Source organism: Methylocaldum sp. 14B (assembly GCF_002005105.1).
GTDB lineage: Bacteria > Pseudomonadota > Gammaproteobacteria > Methylococcales > Methylococcaceae > Methylocaldum.
This window is the reverse complement of the sequence record NZ_MSCV01000018.1, coordinates 38596-59170: the sequence shown is the minus strand read 5'-3', so window position 1 is coordinate 59170 and position 20575 is coordinate 38596. Positions and strand designations below refer to the sequence as shown.

Here is a 20575-nt window from a genome sequence, read left to right as displayed (position 1 = left end):
CTAGGCCGCGGTCGAGGTCTCGTGTTCGCTGCCGCGCACCCCCGCCAGGCTCGAAGCGCCGCCGGTGTCGATGTTTTGCAGGACGCTGAAGCTGCCGTCGGTTTCCAGAACCACCGCGCCCACTTGGTCGGGCGACGCGATCCCCTGGGTGCGGAGAGCCTGCAGGATTTCTCCCTCGGTAACCCGTTCCGCCTTGAGCGCCGCGTGCAGGAATTGGCCTCGATGGAACAGCAGGCGCGGTTCGTCTTTGACCATACGGCTTACCGTGCTGGACCGGGCCGACAGCCAGGCCAAAGCCCACTGAAGAAAGATGAGCAGGGCGAAGGCCAGCACGCCATCGGCCAAGGTCACGTTCTTCGTCAGCAACACCGTCGCCAAGGTGGAACCCAATGCCACGGTCACCACGAGGTCGAAGGCGTTGAGCTTGGACAGGGTGCGTTTGCCCGAGACCCGCAAAAGCAGCACCAGCAGGACATAGGCGCACACACCCACCACGCCGGTTCTCACGAGACTCATCCAATTGTCGAAAAACATAGTGCCTCCTTGCGGTAAGAAATCCTTAGAAATATTAATCAGGCCCGTAAATACCCTCCTGGTATTTCGGGCCGCCGCCCAGGCCCGGTACACGCCCGGCCTGGGCTCACGCGGCTTGTCGCCGCGCCGGGGCATCCCTGCCCCGGATTAACCCGGCCTATAAATATAGGCCGGGTTAATAACACTGCCGTTCGCCGCGTCGTCGAATGTCCAGGGTGGCGCAATGGAACGAACCGCCGAGCGGCGCATAGCTCGCAAACGAGCAGGGAATCGGCTCGAAGCCGTGCCGTTCCAAGAGCCGTATCATCGACGGCTGGTCTTTTTCGACGATCATTCGCTTTTCGTCGATCGAGAGCACGTTGACGCTCAGCCAACGGCTGGACATGGATACGAGCTGTAGAAACGTGCTCGGCGTCGGATCGGGCTCGGGTGCGACCAGGATATCCCAAGACTTGAGCATCTCCGGAAGCCGGCCGACGTCGACGTATTCCGGATTGACCAGCAACCGGCTTTCCGCCAAAGGCAGAATGGTGGTGTCGATGTGCATGGGTTGCCGGCAGCGGCTTTCGATTTCGTGAACGCGGATAAATGCAACATCTCTACCGTGATTCATGGGGTTTGCGCACAAGCCTCCGATGCCCTTTCTCGCCGGCCGATTGACATTTCACATTGCCGGAACGGAGGCCGTTCCACTATGCCTTATCGAAGTGACTCGGGCGGCATTGGATTGTTCCCTATGGCGGCATAGGTATCTGCACAATTTGTCACCCGGCACGGAAGGGTGGCTTTGGATGCTTGTGTAGATGCCTTGGTTAGGGCTGGCGGGACTATGTCTTAGCCGCGCGAAGGTTTAGAATCGATTCGGCGCTAACGGCAAGGATCGCCGGCGGGTGTTTCTTTCTCGGAAGTAATTGCACGTCTATCTGACATGGAGGTCCGATGGTGCATTCAATTCTAAACGCTACAGCGGCGGAGGCTCTGGCCATCGCCATTCGCAAACGTGTTCGCGGCGAGGTCCGGTTCGATTTCCGCAGCCGCGCGCTCTACGCGGCGGACGCAGCCGACTACCAGCAGATGCCGATCGGCGTGGTCATCCCGCGCGACGTCAACGACGTGGTCGAGACCGTTGCCGCCTGCCGCAAACACGATACGCCCATCACGACGCACGGGGGAGGAACCCGCTTGGCCGTGCCGTGGCGCAACTCCGTCGTGATCATCGACATGTCCAAGTATCTTCGGGGCGTTCTCGCCATCGACCCCTCACGGCAGCGGGCAGTCGTGGAGCCGGGATGCGCACTCGATTCTCTGCGGAGTAAAGCGGAGGAGCACCGTCTGACCTTCGGTCCCGACCCATCGAACCACGCTCACTGCACTCTGGGCGGCATGATAGGCAGCAACGCGTGCGGACTGCACTCGGTCATGGCCGGGCATACCGCCGATAATGTCTACAGGTTGGACATCCTCACTTACGACGGGCTGCGCATGACCGTCGGTCCGACCTCGGAGGAGGATTTGGAGGCCATCATTCGCGGCGGCGGCCGGCGCGGGGAGATCTATGCCGGCCTAAAGGCGTTGCGCGACAAATACGCCGATACGATCCGGGCACGCTTTCCCAAGATTCCGCGCCGCCTCTCCGGCTATGCGATAGATCAATTGCTGCCCGAGAACGGCTTCAATCTCGCTCGCGCACTGGTCGGTACCGAGGAAACCTGCGTTATTGTCCTGCATGCGGAATTGCGCCTGGTGCCGAGCCCGCCCGTGCGCACGCTGCTGGTGCTGGGTTATCCGGACATTTTCCGGGCCGCCGACCACATTGCCGAACTCATGGCGTTCAAACCCATCGGCCTCGAAGGCATCGACGACTCGCTCGTCAGGTCCATGAAGGCCAAACAAATGCGCTTGGAGGAATTGCAACTGCTGCCTGCGGGGCGCGGCTGGCTGATCCTGGAGTTCGGAGGCGAAACTCAGGAAGAATCCGCCGGCAGAGCGCGGCAACTCATGGACGAACTGCGCTGCAAACCAGGGGCTCCGTCCATGAAGCTGCTGGACGATCCTCGCGATGAAGCCCGGATACGGAAGTTCCGGGAGGCCGGACTTACGGCGACTACCCATGGGGCGGGATTGCGGATGGTCCGGCCGATCTGGGAGGATGCGGCCGTGCATCCTCAGGATGTCGGTCCGTATTTGAGGGAATACCGGGCGTTGCTCGATAAATACGGTTATCGCTGTTCTTTGTACGGCCATTTCGGCGAGGGCTGTATCCACTATCGGATCGACTTCATCGCGCACGAACGCATCCGACATTGGAGGGCTTTCGTCGACGAAAAGACGGACCTTGTCGTGCGTTACAACGGTTCACTGTCCACCGAACAGGCCGACGAACCGGCACAAGCGGACCTTTTGCCCAAACTGTACGGCGACGCGTTGGTTCAAGCATTCCGCGAGTTCAAGGCGATTTGGGACCCGCAGAACCGGATGAACCCGGGCAGGGTGATGGATTCGTTCTCGTATGCGAGACCATTGCATCTGAGACGGGCGATGTGACTTCTAATGCAGGCTCCGGTTTTGCTGATGCTCGCCGTTGGCCGATCTCTTCTGCCATGGCTATGGCGACTGCAAGAGCATTTTTCGGTTTGGTTGTAGAAAGGTTCGTCGGCAAAGGATTGCCGACCTACGCCTAAAACTGACGATATAGTAGGTCGGCAATCCTTTGCCGACGAACCGCGTCAGGACTCGGCCAAGGCCCCCGTTCGGCTTTCGTCGACGAAGCGCTCGGTAGCCTCGTCCAGCGCGCGCGGCTTGCGTTCGCGGATCTCGTGGACGTAAAGGGTTTGCGGCTTGAATTTCTGCTCGTTGCGTTCGGGCGGCAGGGACATCTCGTATTTGACCGGGCGCCGGTGGTCCGCCAGTTGCAGTTCCGGGTTGAAGACGCTGTTGAATTTCCACAGGCTTTTCAGGAAGTTGGTCTGGCCCCGCAGCAGACGGCGGAAGACGATGCCGGCCGCGCCTTTGAGGGATTCCCAGCCCATGTGTTTCAGATTGAGCACCTGCTGGGTTTTCACCAGTTCCGCGTAGAACTCGGGCAGCGGCAGCCGGGTGGGCAGGACGGCATGCTGGATGTCGAACAAACGGTAGTCGCGGGTGGTCAGCTTTCGTGATTCGGTGTGCCAGGTTTCGGTGCCGGGGTAGGGCGTGTTGACGCTGATGTTGACGATCTCGGGAATCTCGAGGCACCATTGGCGGATGGTTTCGAAGCGGTCCCGGTCCCAATCGGGGTCGGCGATGAGGTTGATGGCGACGGTGATCCCCAGGGAGCGGGCGAATTCGAGCGCCTCGAAGTTCTTGGACAGGCTCACCCGCTTCCGATAAAGAGCGAGACCGGCCTCGTCGATGGCCTCGACCCCGAGAAACATGTATTCCATGCCCAGCGTTTTCCAGAACCGGAACACGTCCTTGTTGCGGAGCAGCACGTCGCCCCGGGTCTCGAGGTAATACTCCTTCTTGATTCCGCGTCGGGCGATGGCTTCGCCGATTTCGAAGCCGTGCTTGTCCTGGATGAAAGCCACGTCGTCGACGATGAAGACGCCGGGTTCCCGGACGCGGCTCAGGTCCTCGACGATCTTCTCCGGGCTCATCACGCGGTAGCTGCGGCCGTAAAAGGTCCAGGCGCTGCAAAAGGAGCAGTCCCAGGGACAGCCGCGGGTGAATTCGACCGAGGCACAGGGATCGAGAGTGCCGAGGAAATATTTGCGGCGATGCCGCACCAAATCCCGAGCCGGGCTGACATCGTCGAGATCGGCCACGAAGCCGGGCGGCGGACCTTCGCCGTCGGCCGTGACGGCTCCCGGTACCTTATGCACCGAATCGCGGTCGTGCTCGATCGCCTCCAAGAGCTTCGGAAATCCGGCTTCGCCCTCGCCGCGCAGCACGCAATCGATCTTGCCCTCGCCGTGTTCCAGCAGGTCCTTGGCCGTGAACGAGGCGCTGTGCCCGCCGATGCAGACGAAGCTGTCGGGTAGCCGGTCCTTGGCGTCCTTGGCGAGATCGATCACTTCCGGAACATTGGCCAGGTAATTGAGGGCGAAGGCCACGACGTCCGGCCGCCAGGTTTCCAGCATCCGGTAGAAATCCCGGTGGGTCTCGACCTGAAGATCGATCAGGCGGACCGAGTGCCCCAGGCGGCGTGCCGATTCCGCGACCATTTCCAAACCTAAAGGCTCGAGACGGAGAAAGACCTTGGTGTACATCAGGGGACTGGGGTGGACGGCGAGAATTTTCATGGAGTGATCTCTTCTAGTTATTGGTTTGTCGATTCGTTCAGGAAAATCCTTGTTCCGCACCATCGGTCGGTGTCGGGTCAAAAGCAGACTATGAAATTTGGAGTCCGTGTCAATGACGGAAATTCCTTTGAGGCGGCGCTCGCCATAAGAAAATTGTCATTCCGCCGGATTTCACGGGCTAGAGCGTTTTCCGAATCGGTGTAAGGGACTCGGATATGTAGGTCGGCAATCCCTTGCCGACGTATCGGCTCGGCGAAGGGCTTTGTCGGAAGGGTCGCGACTAAAGCGACCGTTTGCGATTGGAAGGGCAGCTCTGGCGCTCCCAGAGATGCCGTTTGCGATTGGAAGGGTCGCGACTAAAGCGACCGTTTGCGATTGGGAAGGGATTGCCGACCTACGTTCTCCCCTCCTGGAACGAATCCGTACACCGGAATGGAAAACGCTCTATGAGGGCACGGGGCGCGCGCCGGTCGAGCAGGTATTCGGTCACGGGCGCCGGCTGCGGCGAGAGATATCGCGGCACCGGCTCGGCCTATCTCTCGTCTGAACGGTCGCCCAGCAGCGGCTTCAATGTGGTCAGAATGTCCCGCCGGTTCTGCGTGTACCAGAGATTGCCGAGATGGCCGCCGCGGGGGTAAATGGTTGCGCGGTCGCCGAAGATCCGTTCGGCGAATGTCAGGTCTTCGCCGGACACGAGGAAATCATCCGCATTGTGCATGAGATAAACCTTCGGATTGTCGCGCAAGGCCGGCGCGATGCCTTTCAGTGATGACTCTCTGACCAATTCCTCGAAGCCGAGCTTCCGTTTGCTGGTCCGCTCCAAATGCGGCACCAGGACCCGTTCGAGATAGCTCATGAGGTCGTACGATCGGGCTTCTTCCAGGCGGGCGCTTCGATATCCCCAGGTAATCGGTGCCCGGAGAAATCCCATCGCCGGATGAACCAAGGCGCTGACGTAAAGCGAGCTTCCCACGGGCTGACGCAAGGTCCATCCGATCAGATAGCGTATTTTTTCATCGTCCAGCTTGAGACGCCGGTCCCAGTGGGCGAAATAATCGGGATCCTCGATGTCCCGGCTGAGGGCGGCACTGCCAGTGCCGATGGCGTAGGACTGGATGTTCGATCTCTGCTTTTCCGTGTAGCGAGCTTCCAAGTCCGCCAGCTGCTCAATTGTGCGGATCGCCCCGAGCAGATCGATGGGAGGGTTGATCAGGAGAGTGGCGTCGAAGCCGATTTTCTTTCTTTCCGAGTCGAGTTTGCTCAAATGGGCCGCGGTCAACGCGCCGTGGCTCATCCCAATCAGGCCGATTCGGGTGATTTCCGGATGAAATCGCTCGCGTACGGCGTTCAGAGCCGATTGCATGGCTCGGTACATGTCCTCGCTGTCCCTTTCGGTGAGGCCGGGCAAGGCCGAGCGGCTGGCGCCCAAGGTGAAGTTCCAATGAAACGGGGAGGGCAGCGACAGCACTTGAAAACCATGGTCGGTAAGCAGCTGCGCGAGATAACGGGCGGCGCCCGAATAGGCGGAACCGCCGAATCCCGGCAGGAGAAACACCAGCGGCGCAGGTCCCGGATGCGGCGAATAGCGGATACGCAGTTTTCCTTTGCCTTCCAGCAGGTAAACATCGTTCCGGCCCGGAATCAGCTCCAGGTCCAAATGCTGGGTTTCCTCCCAGACATAGCGCTGTTCGCGGTCTTTCAGGATGGCGACGGTGGCGGTGGCGAGATAAGGATTCTTGTAGGGGTAGCGGTACGACGACTCGTCCACTCGTTTGGCGGATGCGATCTGGCAGATGCACAGCAACAATACGGCCGAGATTCCGCGCCATCGAAACATCGGATTTTTCCGGCGATATGGCATATCAGTCCTCGCTGAAGAAATCTGGCGTCTTCACGCCGGCCTGGTCCGCATGCAGCTTTACGCTTCGACTTAGGAGCCTGGAAACGGCAGTGGGCCGTTGTGGAGGATTGCGAAGAATCCCCCTGTCGCCTCTAGTGCACAGTGTTTGGTCCCGACTCTGGACCGAAGAGAACGTTCTACGCCTGGCCGGCTTATCCGGTATTGCCATGAGCAATCACAGGCGGCGCTTGCCGCCGGCACGTTCCATAACGTCCCACCGTTGACCGCCAGGCGGCGATGCCATTTGTGGAATTAGACCAGAGCGGGCATTACCGGTGCAACGGCGACGTGTGCGGCCCGCAGGGGTTAAGACCTGGTGGCGTTCGCTGCACCGAATTGGAAAACACTTGAGTCATCCACTCTGCCATGTCGGTTTGAACGACTGTCACCCATTCAAAAGCCACCCCAACCACCGGCGCATTCAAGCCGTCCGCCGGTGTGAACTTCGCCAGGCCGGGATTTCAATGAGGATGACGACATTCTCCCGCCAAAGCGTTCAGAACACGACCTCCTCCCCGAAGAAGCGCTGAAAAAGCCCTTTCGGGTTGGGAGGATGTCGGGTAAGGGCTTTTCGATTAGCCAGTTACGCGCAGCGGTGGCTTCGGTGGACGAGTAATCGGCGCTTCCTTGGGCCGGAGGGCGGCTTGCCGGTCCGACCAACCCCGCGCGAGCGTCGTGCAGCAGCGTCACTCCCGCGAACAAGATGACTAGGGTCGTCACTTTCGCCCGACAAAACTGTCAGTACTCATCGCTCATGCGTTCGGGGTCATTCAGGTTTCATGCTTTCTTCCAGTTTTGGCTTTCCTGATTCATATCGATTATGTCGTCCGAACCCAAAGTGGAAAAGCTTGCTTCCGCTCAGTGGCACGGGATATGCCAGGATGCTGGACGATCGCGCGCAAATCCGCGGGGATAGTAACCGAGTTAGCAAAGCGGCGACGCCAGAGACAGCGGGGAAAGGCGCCCCATGCTGGGATTACGGGCTGTGCCTCAGCGCAAGATGCCGTGACGCATCGTCGCGGGAAATGCGGGAACTCCGGAAAGAATACGCAAATTCCGTACTGAATTCCGTGGCGACGAACCGTATCCGGTTGGCCGGTCGAATCTCAACGTTCCTTAGTTTGAACGGAACGCTCCTGTCTCGCTGTTTCGAATTACTAACAGGATTCGAAAACGCCATATCTGTATTTTAGGGGGGTTAATGAAAGTATTATTAAAAGTTTTACTAAACCATTTTTTTATTACTCTTGGTAATTCACTTCCAAGATACCTCTATTTCAATAAGATTCGACCAAGTTTTTACAGGATGGCAGGCTTAAATATCGAAAAGCGGGTAGTAATCACCGGGCCCCTTTCTTTGCGCGCAGATACTACGAATAAGATATTTATATCGGAAGGCACATATTTCAACAGCGAAACGAGATTTGGTTGTCAAGAGAGTGAAATACGAATCGGAAGGCACTGCCTGATCGGACCGCGGGTATCGATTGAGTCTGCAAGCCACGACGTTATTCACGAGGAGGGCAAAGGCAGAAGAGTCTTCACCAAACCTATAGTAGTGAAAGATAAAGTCTGGATAGGTGCAGGAGCGATTATTTTGCAGGGAGTTACGATCGGTGAAGGGGCGGTGATTGCGGCCGGAGCCGTTGTTCATAAAGACGTTCCGGACTACACGGTAGTCGGCGGGGTTCCTGCGAAGATACTGAAAAAAATTCAGGCATAAAGCTTTTGATTTGCCCAGGGCGTCAGGCTTTCATGACGAGTCCCGCCAGTTGCGTGATTTCGGACAGAACGGCCGCGACTAAGCCGGGTATCGCCATCGCCACCGGCGCGCTCAAACCGTCGCCCGGTCCGAATTCGGCATCGGCCGGGATTTCGACGAGCAGTATGATGACCTTGTCCGGCAGATCGTTCAGAGCCCTGCCCAGGGCCAGGGTCGAGGAAAGCCCGAAGCCGTGGCTGGAGCAGGGCTCAGAGCTGTCTTCGATCTGTTGCGCATCCAGGCGCCGGACCGAACCCGGCGCCGATCCGGATTGCGCGGCGTCGATCAGGATCGCGAGATTCGCGCCCCGCATGGCGTCGAGGAGATGGTTGCCGACCGGGGCGCAGACCTCCGCCGATACGAGTCCCTCGGGCAGCGCGCGGAAGCCGTCCGACAGCATCAGGTTTTCCACCGCGATCCAGCCGAGTCGGTCGTCGCCGAAAGGCGAACCCAGCCCCAGAACGCGGACCGGCGTCATTCGCGAATCACCTTCAGCTTCAGGAAATGCGTGGCGCAGGAAATGCACGGATCGTAGTTGCGGATGACCTTTTCTCCGTGCAGCCGCAATTCGCCGTCGCTGCGGTCGAGTCCGAAGGCTTCGATCGAGCGGTGCAGGTCCTCGGCGATGCGGGCCTGGTTCTGGCTAGTCGGAGGGACGATGCGCGCCTTGAGGATTTTGCCGTCCTCGCCGACATCGTAGCGGTGCCAGAGCAGTCCGCGCGGCGCCTCGGTGCAGCCGAACCCGCTGCCGACGCAGGTATGGCCGGAGACGAACGGGACGTCCGGCTCATAATTCTCGAGCAGGCGTATGGCTTCCACGATGGCTAGGTGAATCTCCACGGCGCGCGCCAGCATGCTGTGGAACACGTTGCGGGAAGGGAAGGGGATGCCGGTTTTCGCCAGTGTCGAACTTACCGGTTCCGGCAGCCGGTCCCAGTTCAGGTTGAGCCGAGCCAGGGGACCGACCAGATAGGAGCGACCTTCCAGCAAGGAATATAGCGCGGTGGAATGGGGTTCCTGGTGCTCCTTGAAGTGATCTTCGTAGCGGTCGACGGGAATATCGAGTCCGGTGTCCGAAACGATGCGGCCGGAATAGAGCGGGTATTCGCTCGGGTGCCGCAGCGCCACGCTGACGAAGTCCTGTTGGTCTTGAGGCACATCGACACTCGCGGTCCAGGCGACCAGGTTTTCCGCATCCGGCAGAGCGGCTCGCAGCCGGTCCAAGAGCTTTGTCACCCGGTCCTTGGGCGGCGCGGAATGGAACCCGCCGAGCCGCGCGCCCACCGGATGCACCGAGCGCGCGCCGAACAGCCGGATCAGTTCGTTGCCGAGACTTTGAAGGCGCAGCCCGCGGCGGACCTCGTCCGGATAATCCCGCGCCATTTCCGGAGCGCTGGAGTATCCGAAGAAATCGGGCGCCGCCAGCAGGTGGATGTGCAGGCTATGGCTCTGAATCCATTCGCCGCAGTACATGGCCCGGCGCATGGCTTCTATCCAGGGCGTGGAGCGCCAGCCGAACAGGCTTTCCAGGGCCTGCACCGCGCTCATCTGGTAGGCCACCGGACAGATGCCGCAGATCCGCGCCACCATATCGGGTACTTCGAAGGCTTCGCGTCCTTCCAGGAACTTCTCGAACAGGCGCGGCGGCTCGCCAATGCTGAACTTCAGGTTCTCGATGCGGCCGTCGCGGATGTGAAGATCGAGGGCGCCTTCGCCCTCGACCCGCGCCAGGACGGGCACGTTGATCTTGATTTCCCGGCGCTCGTTCATGATTTCTCCCTCCAGCGCTTGCCGGCTTCGCGGAAGGCCTCGGCTTCGCTGTTGATGTAGCGGAAGCGGCGGGCGATGCGCTCCGCGGGCATGCCTTTCTGCTCGAACCAGCGGCCCCAGGAGTCGCCGTTGATGTTCTCCGCCGGTCCGTAGCAGCCGTAGCAGTCGCGGCCTATGCCGGGGCACAGCACGCCGCAGCCGGTGCGGGTGACCGGTCCCATGCAGTGCTGCCCCTGGGCCACCATGACGCAGACGATGTTTTTCCGCTTGCATTCCATGCAGATTTTTTCGTTTTCGTCCCGCGGCGGGGCGCCGAGTAGCAGCGAGCTCACCGTCGCCATGACCTGCCGGGTGTTGACCGGGCAGCCCCAGAGCTCCATGTCTACGGGCACATTGGCGGCGATGGGCGTCGCCGTGTCCAGGTGGTCGATCTTCGAGAGATCGGAATAGACGTCGGCGAACCAGCGGGCGGCGTCCGCCTGGTTGCGCAGCGCCTGCAGGCAGCCCGAGGTGGCGCAGGCGCCGATGGGTACGAGGAAGCGAGTGTTTTCGCGGATGCGGCGGATGCGCTCCCGCTCTTCGTGGGTGGAGATGCTGCCTTCGATGAAGGCGAGGTCGGCCGGCGCATCGGGGTCGACGATGCCCGCTTCGGCAAAGTGCACCACGTCCGCCAGCTCGAACAGTTCCACCAGTTTTTCGCCGGCATTGAGAAAGGCCAGCTGACAACCATCGCAGGACGAAAATTTATGGACGGCGACGCGAAGCTTCTTGTCCATGTCAGAACCCCTTCTTGCCCAGGAGGGCCTTCAATTCGGGATAGGGAAACACCGGGCCGTTGCGGCACACGAAGGGCGCGCCGATCATGCAGTGTCCGCAATGGCCGATGCCGCAGTGCATGTTGCGCTCCATGCTGAGCCAGATGTCCCCGTCGGCCACGCCGCGCTGGCCGAGCTCGTAGATGGAAGCACGCATCATCGGCTCGGGGCCGCACAGGAAGACGATGGTCTGGCCGGGATCGATATGGGTCCGGTCGAACAGCGCCGTCACCAGGCCCTGATGCCAGGTCCAGCCGGGCTCGGCCACTTCCGCCGCCAAAAGCACCTGCGTATCCGGCAATTCCCTCCATCGCTGGTACTGCTCGTGCCAGATGAGGTCGTCGGAGCGTTTGACGCCTTGCATGATCAAGAGCCGCCGGAAGCGCTCGCGCCGCGCCACGATGTAGCGGATGACCGAAACCAGCGGCGCGCAGCCGAGCCCTCCGGTGATGAGCGCGACATCCTTTCCCTGAGCTTCGAGCAGAGGCCATCCGCGCCCGTAGGGACCGCGCACGCCGATCCGGTCGCCCGGCTGGAGCCGGCTCAGCGCGCGGGTGACGCGGCCGACGGCCCTGATCGTGTGGTCCAGCGTTTCCGTCTCGTCGGGATCGGAGACGATGGAAATCGCCACCTCGCCGATGCCGTAGAGGTAAATCATGTTGAACTGGCCGGGTACGTATCCGTAGGCGCCTTGGGCGGCCGGATCGGTGAACCTCAGCTTCAGGGTGAAGATGGTCGGCGCCTCCTGGACGCGTTCGACGATTTCGGCTTCGCGCGGCAGATAAGGATTTTGCATGGGCCTCCTCAGCGGCAGATGGCCGCCAGTTCTTCCGTAATGTCGATCCCCACCGGACACCAGGTGATGCAGCGCCCGCAGCCCACGCAGCCGGAGCGCCCGAACTGGTCGTGCCAGCTGCCCACCTTGTGAGTCAGCCATTGCCGATAACGGGTGCGGGTATCGGGACGGATGGTGATGCCGTGGATGTAGCTGTGCCTCTGGGTAAAGCAGGAATCCCATTCCCGATAGTGTTCGCTGCGGCTCCCGTCGAGGCTCGGCACATCGTTCTCGCTATGGCAGAAGCAGGTGGGGCAGACTAGGGTGCAATTAGTGCAGGAAAGGCAACGCTGCGCCACCTCGTTCCAGCGGGGATGATCGAGACGGGCAAACAGCACGTCCTTGAGATTGCGTGACGGAACGCCCTTGACCTGCCGACGGCCGGCGTCCTCGATCTCCCGGTCGGCGGTTTCGATTTGTTCGGCGCTCGCTTTCTTGACCGGCAGTCCGGCGAGAATCCGCTCGCCCTTTTCGCTTCGCGCCTCGATCAAAAAGCCCTCGTCCAGCTCCGAAAGCGCGAGATCGTAGCCGTAGCTTGCCCGCGGTCCGTCGCCGGTCGAGGCGCAAAAGCAGTTGAGGGAGGGGTGGGTGCAATGGACCGCGATCAGGAACAGCTTTTGCCGCCGCGCCGTGTACCAGGGGTCGGGATGCTCGCCCTGCATGAAATGCCGGTCGTAGATGTAGAGCGCGGCCAGATCGCAGGCTCTGGCGCCGATGACGGCTACGGGTTCGGCTTGCGGCGATTCGCCGGCGAATTCGACGGACCCGTCGGCCTTGCGCTCCGCGGTCCAGAGCTTGTCGCGGCCGGCGAAGGTCAGCGGGCGCAGAGCTTGCGGTCCGTTGGCCCAGGCAAAGAAGCGCGGCTCGGCGGTTTGTTCCAGCCCGTATTGGCCCGGCGCTTGCAGGTCGTGGATACCCTGCGGCAGATCCTCGACGCCGGTAATCGGCTCGTAAACGATGGCGCCGTCCCTGACGCGCGGACCGATGCATCGATAACCGGCGGAAATCAGTTCGGACAAGAGTCTCGGAAATTCGCTCCGGGGCAGAAAGTTGCGTCGCTCGGCCATGGTTTGGACTTCCTGTTGCATTACCGCTTACCCATGGCAAGCGTGGCGTTCGGAGGATTGTAAATCGTTTCGGACATCCGTGAAACGATGAAACGGCGCAGACCGGTCTCTTACGAAAATAGACCAATGGGTCCCGAATGGACCGTTCACCCCGAGCGTATGGAAGGGTTTCAAGCGCCTAATGGGATTGGATCCTAGCGCGGTCTCGCCATGCTGTATTTCTCGAGAATGGATTCAGCCTCGTCGGAACGCAGGAACGCCAGCCAATCCTTCGCGGCACCCGGATTTCGGGCGTTCTTGGCGATGGCGGCGGCCTGTATGCCCTCGCGGTTGTGTTTCGGCGGGATCGGAACGAAGTCGATAGGATGGCCGATCATCATCTGGTATCGCGGCTCGCTGATCCAGGTCACCCCGGCGTCGACCTTGCCCTGCATGATCCAGAGCGGCGTCTGCCGATGATGAATTTCGGTCAGGAATGCCTCGCCCTTTTTCACCTTGGTATCGTAGATTTCCCGGACCAGATCCTCACCGCCCGCCTGCCGGAGAGCGGCTCTGATCTGCTCGGAAATGCCCTCGGTTTCCGGATCGGGATTGGCGAGCCGCACACCCGGCTTGCCGAGATCTTCCAGCGAACGGATGTCCTTGAGATTGCCTTTTTTCACCATGATGGCGAGGCGATTCTTAATGAAACGCACCGGCGGACCTTGCAAGACGCCCTGTTCGATCAGTTCGGCGATCCGTTTTTCTCCGGCCTGGACCACGTCGGGCTGGATCGACAGGGTAAGATTGCCCACGGTAATCGTGTTGTGGTCTTGAAGTTGTTTCACGATGACGCCCGGCGGAAGCGTTTCGTAGAAGATTCGTCCCCGGAGTTCGGGCTTTTGCCGCTCGAATGCGTCGACCAGTTCTTCCAGGGCGAAAAAGTAGTTGCCGCCGGCAAATACGACGAACTCGGCCGCAGCCGGATTGCCGTGGAAATCCGGCATGTTGTCGACTTCCGGCACCGTGAACACGACACCGGGATGGGCAGCGGGAGGCGTTTCTCCTTGCCAAGGCGGGAAGACGGCGGGCAATGCGGCGGTGGCCGAAGTATCCGCGCTCATGATCGACTCCGCGAACAGAAAGGCCGAAACGGCCAGCCAGAGGTGTTTCCACACGTCGGCTACTCCATCGGTTAAGAGGACGGCATGCTTCTTTAATCCGGAATCAGGGCGTACCCGTCCATCTGATACAGCGGGAGTACGGACAGAGCCGAAAGCGCCACCGTGATGTCCGGATTGACGTCGGCCGGCTCGAATTCCTTTTCCGCCAGAGCTTGCCCGCAGACGTAAAGCGTAACGCCGGCTTTCTTCAGCGCCTGGATCAGTTCCGTGTTGGGGTTTCCGTTGCCGAACCGGTTGCGGTAGCGTTCGTCCTTCAGAATCGCCGGGGTCGCCGAGCCGTGCACCACCAGAACCAGCTTCAGGCGTTCGATTGGCACTCCGGCTAGGGCGAAGGTGTTGATCAGCCGGGCCACGTGATCCAGCCCTTCGTTCGGCTTTTCGGGCGTCTCGGCGCCTTGGGTGATGTCGAACAGCACCTTGTAAGTCCGATCCGGCGAAGGCCGCGCCGCCGCATCCGGATACGGCCGAACCTTGCCGTAGCCCCGAATGGCGGGGTATTCCCATCCGGACTTGGATTCCGCCGAAGCCTGGTCCATCGAGCTGCCGATTAGCAGACCCGCCAAAACGAAGGTCGTCCTTTTGGACATGCCGGTCTCCTTTTCGGGAACGGTAAAGAAGCGGAGCTCAGATCTCGACCGCCCGAGACACGGTGTCGGCATCGCGGGCGGCCTGACCTCCCGCAATCGACTCGAAGTCGCCTCGGAGTGCCTTCAGTGCGTATTTTTCCCGGTCGATCTCGCGCCGTGTGCGGATGCCGAGCCGACGGAACACGGAAACCGGCGGACACCAGCCTTGCAGCGCGTGTTGAAGGAGGAAGCCGGCGACGCCGGTCGAAAGCCATAGCCAACGGCGGCTGTGTATTTGGGACAAGGCCAAGCCGGCGAGAGAAAAACTGGCGGCATTGGCTTCCAATACCCTCTCGATGTCCCACTCCCGGTCCAGCGCATCGATGCGGCGCGTCAGGGTTTCCCGGCTCGTACCGGCGTACTGGCTAATAGTCGCGCGAATTTCGTCGTCGATGCGCGCGTTGATGTCCGGGGGCGTATGCCGTCGGACCCGATCGGTTTCATAAGGCTGAATTGCAGTCATCTTCGATCTCCTCGGATGTTTTTCGCTCCGGGATCGCTTAGCACCCATCACCACAGTCTGTGTGGTCCTCCCGTGCGGGTGGCGGGATCTCGGATCAGTCTGGCCTCAGAATTTGGTCGAGGTTACGCCCTCGAAGTAAAGGGTATCTTCGTACGCGGTGACGCACGCTTGGCATCCGCATTGCCCCAAGCAGGGGTCCGGGCATTCCGGAACGCATGTGCAGACTTCCCAAAAGGTCTGATCGTTGGTAAAGGGCCCCTTGTAAATGCCATCCGGCCGATAGCGTTTCCTTCCTTCTTGGGTGGGTATCTTCATGAGTTTCTCCCATATCAATCGTAGCCGCCGAGGTGGATTCAAACGATAGAATTTGCACAAACGGGTTTTCTGCCCGTTCCCTCGGGGAATGGTTAGGGCGAGGGTGAAAGCGCGCACGCTATTTTGCTGCTCTGAGGTGATCGATGGCCTCTTGGGCCGCTTGCCGCGCCATCTCGGCTTGATCCGCGTCGCTATGCTCGATGGCGCTATCCAGGCTTTTCAATGCCGCCGTCAAATGCTCGTCGAACGTGGACTGGGTCAATGCGGCCTCCACGTACGTCTTGGCGAGTTTTGCGTGCTCGCCCACGCCTTTGGCGTCGCCCTTCTCACCGGCGAGTACCGCGGCTTCGGAGTGTTTCCAGGCTTCCTTGATGTGCCGCTCCTTCGTGAACACGCGCCCCTTTTCGTCTTTTCCGGCAATCCCGGCTTGAGCGTGCTGTATGGCTTCTTCGGCTATCGCGGCGTTGAGGTTGAGTCCGAATAATGACACTAGGAGACCGATAAGCATCTTGCTGCGCATGTGGCTCCTCCTTTGAGCCCTATCGGCTCGAAAAAAAAGCTCAAATTTAACAATTAGTAAGTCGGAAGACTCTTACAGTTGCTAAGGAGTTTTACGAACAGATGCTTCGCGGATCGGATATGCGACAATCATCCCGGCGCGGGTTGGGAGAATTTTGATGATCGATGAGGCGCGGAGATTGACGAGCCAGGGAAGGGAAAGGTTCTGCTATTCTGCCCTACGAGCTGTGCTCTGGTCGAAGCGAAAACAAATCAGACCGAGTTAAAGCGCTAGCCGGCCGAACCATCCGGAGCTATTCGCGTTGTCGGCATAATTCGGCGTGATCGCGTGCAATGCGGGCGCCCGCTGGCCATGGGCCGATAAGAGGTCCAGAATCGCCGTACGGGATCACGGCTTCGGATCTTAGCTCTGCAAATTGAATATCCTGCCACAGGAGACATTATGAATCGTAAAGTTGGGGGTGATAGGCCGGCACGGCCGAACGGTCGTATTCTGGCCATTGTGTGCTGCCTTCCTCTCGCGGCGTGCTCCCTCATCACAGTGCACACGCCCGGGGGCAATACACGCACGATGAACCAGCGCGAGTTCGCGGAATACGTCGAGCACGTTTTTCGCTATCACAACCAAGTCGTCAACGAACTCATCGAACTTTCGGGCACAAGCGACGATATCGATGATGAGGACGCCGCCGAGCTCGCGAAAGAAGAGGCTCATATGCTTCAAGTCTGTGCATCTCTCAACGACGTCGTTTCCGAGTCCATGACCGGGCAGGACACCGATTTTCAGGCCAAAATGCGGCTTGTCGACGCGGTTCCCGAATGCGAGGCGGCAACCCGCAAAGTGGAAGACCTGTTGCCTTAAGAGAGGGAAAGGTCAGGTCTCTCCCGATGCGAGCCAACGGGCGCAGTCGGCGCCCAATTCCGCGACGGCGCGCGACTCATAGTCGTTCACATCGTCCGCCGTGAGAGTATCCGTCCAGCGGCCGTTCGTTCCCTTGTTGATGAAAACCCGAGCGCCTCCGTCCCAGAAGACGCCTCCCAGCGGAGCGCTTTTCGGCGCATTCTGCTTCATCCAGTCGAAGGAGCAATGCTCGACGATGGCTCCCCAGTTCGATTCGTCTACGGAGATGTCGAGGAAGGCAGCGATGCGGCGTATCTGGCCCGGCAGATCCCGTTTCAAATCGGCGAAATGGACCAGCATGACGTTGGGCATATTCCTGATGCTCCACCAGCTGCGGACGTTTTCCCAGAACGGCCAGAAAGGATAGCCGTCCCGATCCATCCAGTCGCGCCAATATTGCCGGACATCGCTGGTCGGCGGCTCGATCGGAGGACCCACGCGTCCGGGCGTGTCGTTCAAGGCTTCGTACCAGGCCCGATTGGCATTCGCGTGGTGGTTGTACAGACTCCAGACCACGTCCCGCCCGTCGCGTCCGATGTAGATGTACTTGGCGCGAGGCGAGAATACGAGGGCGTCTACCGGCAAGTGTGTCTTGAGGAAACGCCTATGGGTCTGTGCCTCCACGACCGGCAGCTTTTCCGCTTTAGGCGGTACGCGCAGATCGAGCCACGGCGACATGGTCGCGACCTCGATACCCGGATCGCCGCCGAAGAGCAGTTGGCCAACGATCTGCTGCATCCAGGTCGTACCGGATTTCCCGTAAGTCGCGACGACGATGTCGTCATCCCGAAATGCAAAGTCGTTCCAGATCGTGGAATCGAAATGATGATTGTGGATCTCGCGAGCTTTTTTCGGCCATTCAACCGTCTGCGCCATGCGTTCATGTCTCCGGGGTGATTTTGGTTCTTCGAGAAGCGACTTTCCGATCTATTATTCAGGCCCGTAAATACCCTCCTGGTATTTCGGGCCGCCGCCCAGGCCCGGTACACGCCCGGCCTGGGCTCACGCGGCTTGTCGCCGCGCCGGGGCATCCCTGCCCCGGATTAACCCGGCCTATATTTATAGGCCGGGTTAATAGGCGAAGTCGGGTTCAGCGCCAACGACGTATTTTCCTAAGGTAAGCCTAATGACGATCGCTGAGCAACTCGCGCGTGTCGATTCTCACCGAATCAAGGCGGCGACGCACGATGCAAAACCTTTCGCCTCTTCGGGCAGTTCGGCGCGTTCGGCCGGGAGAGTGGGATCGGAAAGCGTAAACGACCCAGCCATCTTCGGGCTGGCGCCGGTTGTGTCTACGCTTCCCGCGATGTTGAAGGAATAGGACTTCCCGGCCGGCAGAAAGCCGATACATCCTTCGATAGTGTTTCCGGTACCCGCACTGTGGACTATGGCGAATGAGCTCAGGAGAGCGAGACTTCCAACGATTCCGATCGTGATCAAGATAAGATTTTTCATATTTCTTCTTCTTTTTTGATGACTCGCGAGGCGGTCACCGAGCCGCGTCAGCGGCCCGGTGGACGACCAAGTTAGGGGTGGTATCCATCCGACAGTGTCTTCAGAAAAGCGACGATCGCATCCTCCTGATCGTCGGTCAGATGAAGATTGCCCAATTCGTCGGTGTTTACATTCACGGGAACTTCCGGTGCCGGCCAGCAGTCTTGAGCCAGCGCATCCGCTTCCGTCGTGAACGGATTGAGACAAGTCGGTTTGGCATCCCGAGTGTTGTAGAAATGAACGATCCCTTTCAAGCTCTTGAAATACCCATTATGTGCAAAAGCCTTGACGAAACCCTCATACGGCCGCTTGTCGACGTTGCGCAGCGTGGGCACCTTTTGTTTGCCCAGGTTGGCCGGTGCAAATTGCTGATAATCCGAGCGGTTCGCCAGGAATTCGCCGAGACCGAGGTCGATCCAGCCAAAACCCGCGGCGTTGAACTCGGACTGGGTATAGAAGGGGTTGTCGGGATTGCGGGGCACGCCGATGTTGTCATAAGTGAAGTCGGTGAACAGCGGCGGCTGGCCGTTGGGACCCGGATCCACGACATGGCAGTTCACGCATTTTCCTTTGCCTTTAAATAGGTTAAGCCCTTTCTTCTCTTGCTTGGTCAATTTGACCACGCCTTTTAGATAATAGTCGTATTTCGAGGTAAAGGCGTTCGACTCGGGCGAGGCCTCGAAGTCGGCGACGGAGCGCGCGATGCGGTCGAAAGCGGCGTCCACGTTGTCCGGATCGCAGGCATCCGATCCCCAGACTTGCTTGAAAAGGCTCGCGTAGGAGCTGCCGCAAACTCTCGAAACGACATCGGCCGGCGCGGCCAGGGCTTGCTCCAAGGGATTGAGGAAAGGGCCTTGTGCCTGGTCCGCGGCCGGGTTGCCCAGTTTTTCGCCAGTGGCGCGGCCGTCCCAGAAGTTGCCGCCGATGAATAATGCGTCCTTCTTTTCGATTACATAATGCAAGACCGGGCTGGGGGACGCATAGGCCGAACTGGGCGGTTTGCGGTTGCCGAATCGGCCGCTTATGGAACCCTCATACACCGTCCCGGCTGCGTTGAGCGCGGAGTCGGGGCCGGTCCAGCCCGCCTCGGGCGCGTGGCAGGCAGCGCAGGCCTGGTTGCCGTTGACGGATAGATTTTCGTCGAAGAATATGGACTTTCCCAACTCCTCGGATGGCGTCAACGCCTGCGTCACAACGGGCTCTGCCATCAGGCACAGGCTTAGCGCGTAAATGGTGACCGTCTTCTTGCTCATGTAATCTCTCCTCCTGTTTGAGATCATCCGACTACGTTGTACGTCAGCCGAATCCAAAATGTGACAGACGCTCAAGCGTCGGCCGATTTGTCCCTCTCCAATACCGCTTACCTCTATCGAGCATCGCACCGATTTGGCCCTTCACCGGTCTGCCGGCCACACTCGACAGCCGGTCTCGGGCCGATACGTCAAACCGCCGGCACTTGTCGGGTCACTTGGGCGTAGGTCAACTCGACGGAGCTAGAAAAAACGAGCTGAACGGCTGGTCCGGAATTGCAGCTCGAACAAGCTGGGAACGCCGCAATGAAAGCGAAATTTTCCGGTGCGATACCGCGCTAGGAAACGCCCAAAGAGCATGACGGTCAAGTCGGTGAAATACGGAAAACCTTGTAGGACTAGGCTTACACGCCAAACCCCCTCAAGTGAAGCCGGCTGGACGGAAAGGTAGAAAGGATAGATTGTTGTTTTATATCCCCTCATGCTAAGTACATTCAGGGAAGTCTTGCGGCATAGGCAACCTGCCGGACAACCCCGCCAATCAAGCCAATCTGTCGAGACTCCGCAAATATTTGCGGAATGTACTTAGAGCGTTTTCATCTCGCTCGTACGGCAAACCAGGCTTGGCGGAAGTCGTTGGCGCCTTCGGCTCGGGTGAATGGATTCAAGCATTCGTAGGTCGGCAATCCTTTCCCAATCGCAAACGGTCGCTTTAGTCGCGACCCTTCCGACGAAGACGCTCGGCCGGGACGTGGCGTCGGGAAGGGCGGCTTCGGCGCTCCAATCGCAAACGGTCATCCCAGGAGCGCTGGGATGACCCTTCCAATCGAAAACGGCCTGGCCGGGAGCGCCGGCCAGCCCCTTCCCGAAGACGCCGTTTG

The 20575-nt window shown here is 59.8% G+C and carries 19 protein-coding genes and 1 pseudogene; 3 read left to right on the top strand and 17 right to left on the bottom strand.

Features of this window, described 5'->3' with window-relative positions:
- Positions 1-534, bottom strand: a complete 534-nt coding sequence (locus B2A78_RS14235) for a YetF domain-containing protein (RefSeq protein ID WP_077730668.1) — start codon at positions 532-534, stop codon at positions 1-3.
- A 175-nt stretch (positions 535-709) separates the two neighbouring features.
- The gene (locus B2A78_RS14230) at positions 710-1147 is read right to left on the bottom strand and encodes a hypothetical protein (protein ID WP_077730667.1); all 438 of its coding nucleotides are present in this window, start codon (positions 1145-1147) and stop codon (positions 710-712) included.
- 326 nt (positions 1148-1473) lie between these two features.
- On the opposite strand from B2A78_RS14230, the gene B2A78_RS14225 reads away from it, so the two are divergent.
- Positions 1474-3078 carry an FAD-binding oxidoreductase gene (locus B2A78_RS14225; protein WP_077730666.1) on the top strand — a complete coding sequence of 535 codons (1605 nt, stop codon included), beginning with the start codon at positions 1474-1476 and terminating at the stop codon, positions 3076-3078.
- Positions 3079-3260: 182 nt separating this feature from the next.
- Here the strand turns inward: B2A78_RS14225 and hpnR are convergent, their stop codons facing one another.
- Both hpnR and B2A78_RS14215 read right to left on the bottom strand, forming a co-directional pair.
- Complete coding sequence (gene hpnR / locus B2A78_RS14220) at positions 3261-4814, bottom strand: hopanoid C-3 methylase HpnR (RefSeq protein ID WP_077730665.1); 1554 nt, start codon at positions 4812-4814, stop codon at positions 3261-3263.
- A gap of 532 nt (positions 4815-5346) precedes the next feature.
- On the bottom strand, positions 5347-6651 hold the full coding sequence (locus B2A78_RS14215; RefSeq protein ID WP_077730664.1) for an alpha/beta fold hydrolase: 1305 nt from the start codon (positions 6649-6651) through the stop codon (positions 5347-5349).
- A gap of 1609 nt (positions 6652-8260) precedes the next feature.
- Between B2A78_RS14215 and B2A78_RS26995 the strand changes: the two are divergent.
- Positions 8261-8437: pseudogene (locus B2A78_RS26995) on the top strand (DapH/DapD/GlmU-related protein); the annotation flags it as partial.
- A gap of 22 nt (positions 8438-8459) precedes the next feature.
- On the opposite strand, the gene B2A78_RS14205 reads toward B2A78_RS26995, so the two are convergent.
- The 10 genes from B2A78_RS14205 to smbP form a co-directional block, all read right to left on the bottom strand.
- Positions 8460-8954 carry a hydrogenase maturation protease gene (locus B2A78_RS14205; protein WP_077730663.1) on the bottom strand — a complete coding sequence of 165 codons (495 nt, stop codon included), beginning with the start codon at positions 8952-8954 and terminating at the stop codon, positions 8460-8462.
- A complete protein-coding gene (locus B2A78_RS14200; RefSeq protein WP_077730662.1) occupies positions 8951-10246 on the bottom strand; it encodes a Ni/Fe hydrogenase subunit alpha in 1296 nt (431 codons plus the stop codon). Before B2A78_RS14200 ends, B2A78_RS14205 begins: the two co-directional genes overlap by 4 nt.
- The gene (locus B2A78_RS14195; protein ID WP_077730661.1) at positions 10243-11022 is read right to left on the bottom strand and encodes a sulfhydrogenase subunit delta; all 780 of its coding nucleotides are present in this window, start codon (positions 11020-11022) and stop codon (positions 10243-10245) included. Before B2A78_RS14195 ends, B2A78_RS14200 begins: the two co-directional genes overlap by 4 nt.
- A gap of 1 nt (position 11023) precedes the next feature.
- Complete coding sequence (locus B2A78_RS14190; protein WP_077730660.1) at positions 11024-11857, bottom strand: FAD/NAD(P)-binding protein; 834 nt, start codon at positions 11855-11857, stop codon at positions 11024-11026.
- Between the two features lie 8 nt (positions 11858-11865).
- A complete protein-coding gene (locus tag B2A78_RS14185; protein WP_077730718.1) occupies positions 11866-12963 on the bottom strand; it encodes a 4Fe-4S dicluster domain-containing protein in 1098 nt (365 codons plus the stop codon).
- Positions 12964-13157: 194 nt separating this feature from the next.
- Positions 13158-14120 (bottom strand): substrate-binding domain-containing protein, encoded by a 963-nt coding sequence (locus B2A78_RS14180; protein ID WP_086133507.1) that lies wholly within the window; start codon positions 14118-14120, stop codon positions 13158-13160.
- Positions 14121-14158: 38 nt separating this feature from the next.
- On the bottom strand, positions 14159-14713 hold the full coding sequence (locus B2A78_RS14175) for a DsrE family protein (RefSeq protein ID WP_166642542.1): 555 nt from the start codon (positions 14711-14713) through the stop codon (positions 14159-14161).
- A 37-nt stretch (positions 14714-14750) separates the two neighbouring features.
- Positions 14751-15215 carry a DUF2892 domain-containing protein gene (locus B2A78_RS14170; protein WP_077730658.1) on the bottom strand — a complete coding sequence of 155 codons (465 nt, stop codon included), beginning with the start codon at positions 15213-15215 and terminating at the stop codon, positions 14751-14753.
- Positions 15216-15320: 105 nt separating this feature from the next.
- Entirely contained in the window at positions 15321-15530 is a 210-nt protein-coding gene (locus tag B2A78_RS14165) for a hypothetical protein (RefSeq protein ID WP_077730657.1), read from the bottom strand.
- Between the two features lie 118 nt (positions 15531-15648).
- Complete coding sequence (gene smbP, locus B2A78_RS14160) at positions 15649-16050, bottom strand: small metal-binding protein SmbP (protein WP_077730656.1); 402 nt, start codon at positions 16048-16050, stop codon at positions 15649-15651.
- 441 nt (positions 16051-16491) lie between these two features.
- Between smbP and B2A78_RS14155 the strand changes: the two genes are divergently transcribed.
- Positions 16492-16911 (top strand): hypothetical protein, encoded by a 420-nt coding sequence (locus B2A78_RS14155; protein WP_133717184.1) that lies wholly within the window; start codon positions 16492-16494, stop codon positions 16909-16911.
- Between the two features lie 12 nt (positions 16912-16923).
- Here B2A78_RS14155 and B2A78_RS14150 read toward each other — a convergent pair whose 3' ends face one another.
- The 3 genes from B2A78_RS14150 to B2A78_RS14140 all read right to left on the bottom strand — a co-directional run bounded on the left by B2A78_RS14150 (position 16924) and on the right by B2A78_RS14140 (position 19697).
- The gene (locus tag B2A78_RS14150) at positions 16924-17826 is read right to left on the bottom strand and encodes a sulfotransferase domain-containing protein (protein WP_077730654.1); all 903 of its coding nucleotides are present in this window, start codon (positions 17824-17826) and stop codon (positions 16924-16926) included.
- A 285-nt stretch (positions 17827-18111) separates the two neighbouring features.
- Positions 18112-18405, bottom strand: a complete 294-nt coding sequence (locus tag B2A78_RS14145; RefSeq protein WP_077730653.1) for a hypothetical protein — start codon at positions 18403-18405, stop codon at positions 18112-18114.
- Positions 18406-18476: 71 nt separating this feature from the next.
- Positions 18477-19697 carry a cytochrome c peroxidase gene (locus B2A78_RS14140; RefSeq protein ID WP_077730652.1) on the bottom strand — a complete coding sequence of 407 codons (1221 nt, stop codon included), beginning with the start codon at positions 19695-19697 and terminating at the stop codon, positions 18477-18479.
- Between the last annotated feature and the right edge of the window lie 878 nt (positions 19698-20575).

What these genes read in the sequence shown, in the direction of transcription:
- B2A78_RS14235 (WP_077730668.1), bottom strand. Translation starts at nt 534, where the DNA reads ATGTTTTTCGACAATTGGATGAGTCTCGTGAGAACCGGCGTGGTGGGT.
- B2A78_RS14230 (WP_077730667.1), bottom strand. Translation starts at nt 1,147, where the DNA reads ATGAATCACGGTAGAGATGTTGCATTTATCCGCGTTCACGAAATCGAA.
- B2A78_RS14225 (WP_077730666.1), top strand. Translation starts at nt 1,474, where the DNA reads ATGGTGCATTCAATTCTAAACGCTACAGCGGCGGAGGCTCTGGCCATC.
- hpnR (WP_077730665.1), bottom strand. Translation starts at nt 4,814, where the DNA reads ATGAAAATTCTCGCCGTCCACCCCAGTCCCCTGATGTACACCAAGGTC.
- B2A78_RS14215 (WP_077730664.1), bottom strand. Translation starts at nt 6,651, where the DNA reads ATGTTTCGATGGCGCGGAATCTCGGCCGTATTGTTGCTGTGCATCTGC.
- B2A78_RS14205 (WP_077730663.1), bottom strand. Translation starts at nt 8,954, where the DNA reads ATGACGCCGGTCCGCGTTCTGGGGCTGGGTTCGCCTTTCGGCGACGAC.
- B2A78_RS14200 (WP_077730662.1), bottom strand. Translation starts at nt 10,246, where the DNA reads ATGAACGAGCGCCGGGAAATCAAGATCAACGTGCCCGTCCTGGCGCGG.
- B2A78_RS14195 (WP_077730661.1), bottom strand. Translation starts at nt 11,022, where the DNA reads ATGGACAAGAAGCTTCGCGTCGCCGTCCATAAATTTTCGTCCTGCGAT.
- B2A78_RS14190 (WP_077730660.1), bottom strand. Translation starts at nt 11,857, where the DNA reads ATGCAAAATCCTTATCTGCCGCGCGAAGCCGAAATCGTCGAACGCGTC.
- B2A78_RS14185 (WP_077730718.1), bottom strand. Translation starts at nt 12,963, where the DNA reads ATGGCCGAGCGACGCAACTTTCTGCCCCGGAGCGAATTTCCGAGACTC.
- B2A78_RS14175 (WP_166642542.1), bottom strand. Translation starts at nt 14,713, where the DNA reads ATGTCCAAAAGGACGACCTTCGTTTTGGCGGGTCTGCTAATCGGCAGC.
- B2A78_RS14170 (WP_077730658.1), bottom strand. Translation starts at nt 15,215, where the DNA reads ATGACTGCAATTCAGCCTTATGAAACCGATCGGGTCCGACGGCATACG.
- B2A78_RS14165 (WP_077730657.1), bottom strand. Translation starts at nt 15,530, where the DNA reads ATGAAGATACCCACCCAAGAAGGAAGGAAACGCTATCGGCCGGATGGC.
- smbP (WP_077730656.1), bottom strand. Translation starts at nt 16,050, where the DNA reads ATGCGCAGCAAGATGCTTATCGGTCTCCTAGTGTCATTATTCGGACTC.
- B2A78_RS14155 (WP_133717184.1), top strand. Translation starts at nt 16,492, where the DNA reads ATGAATCGTAAAGTTGGGGGTGATAGGCCGGCACGGCCGAACGGTCGT.
- B2A78_RS14150 (WP_077730654.1), bottom strand. Translation starts at nt 17,826, where the DNA reads ATGGCGCAGACGGTTGAATGGCCGAAAAAAGCTCGCGAGATCCACAAT.
- B2A78_RS14145 (WP_077730653.1), bottom strand. Translation starts at nt 18,405, where the DNA reads ATGAAAAATCTTATCTTGATCACGATCGGAATCGTTGGAAGTCTCGCT.
- B2A78_RS14140 (WP_077730652.1), bottom strand. Translation starts at nt 19,697, where the DNA reads ATGAGCAAGAAGACGGTCACCATTTACGCGCTAAGCCTGTGCCTGATG.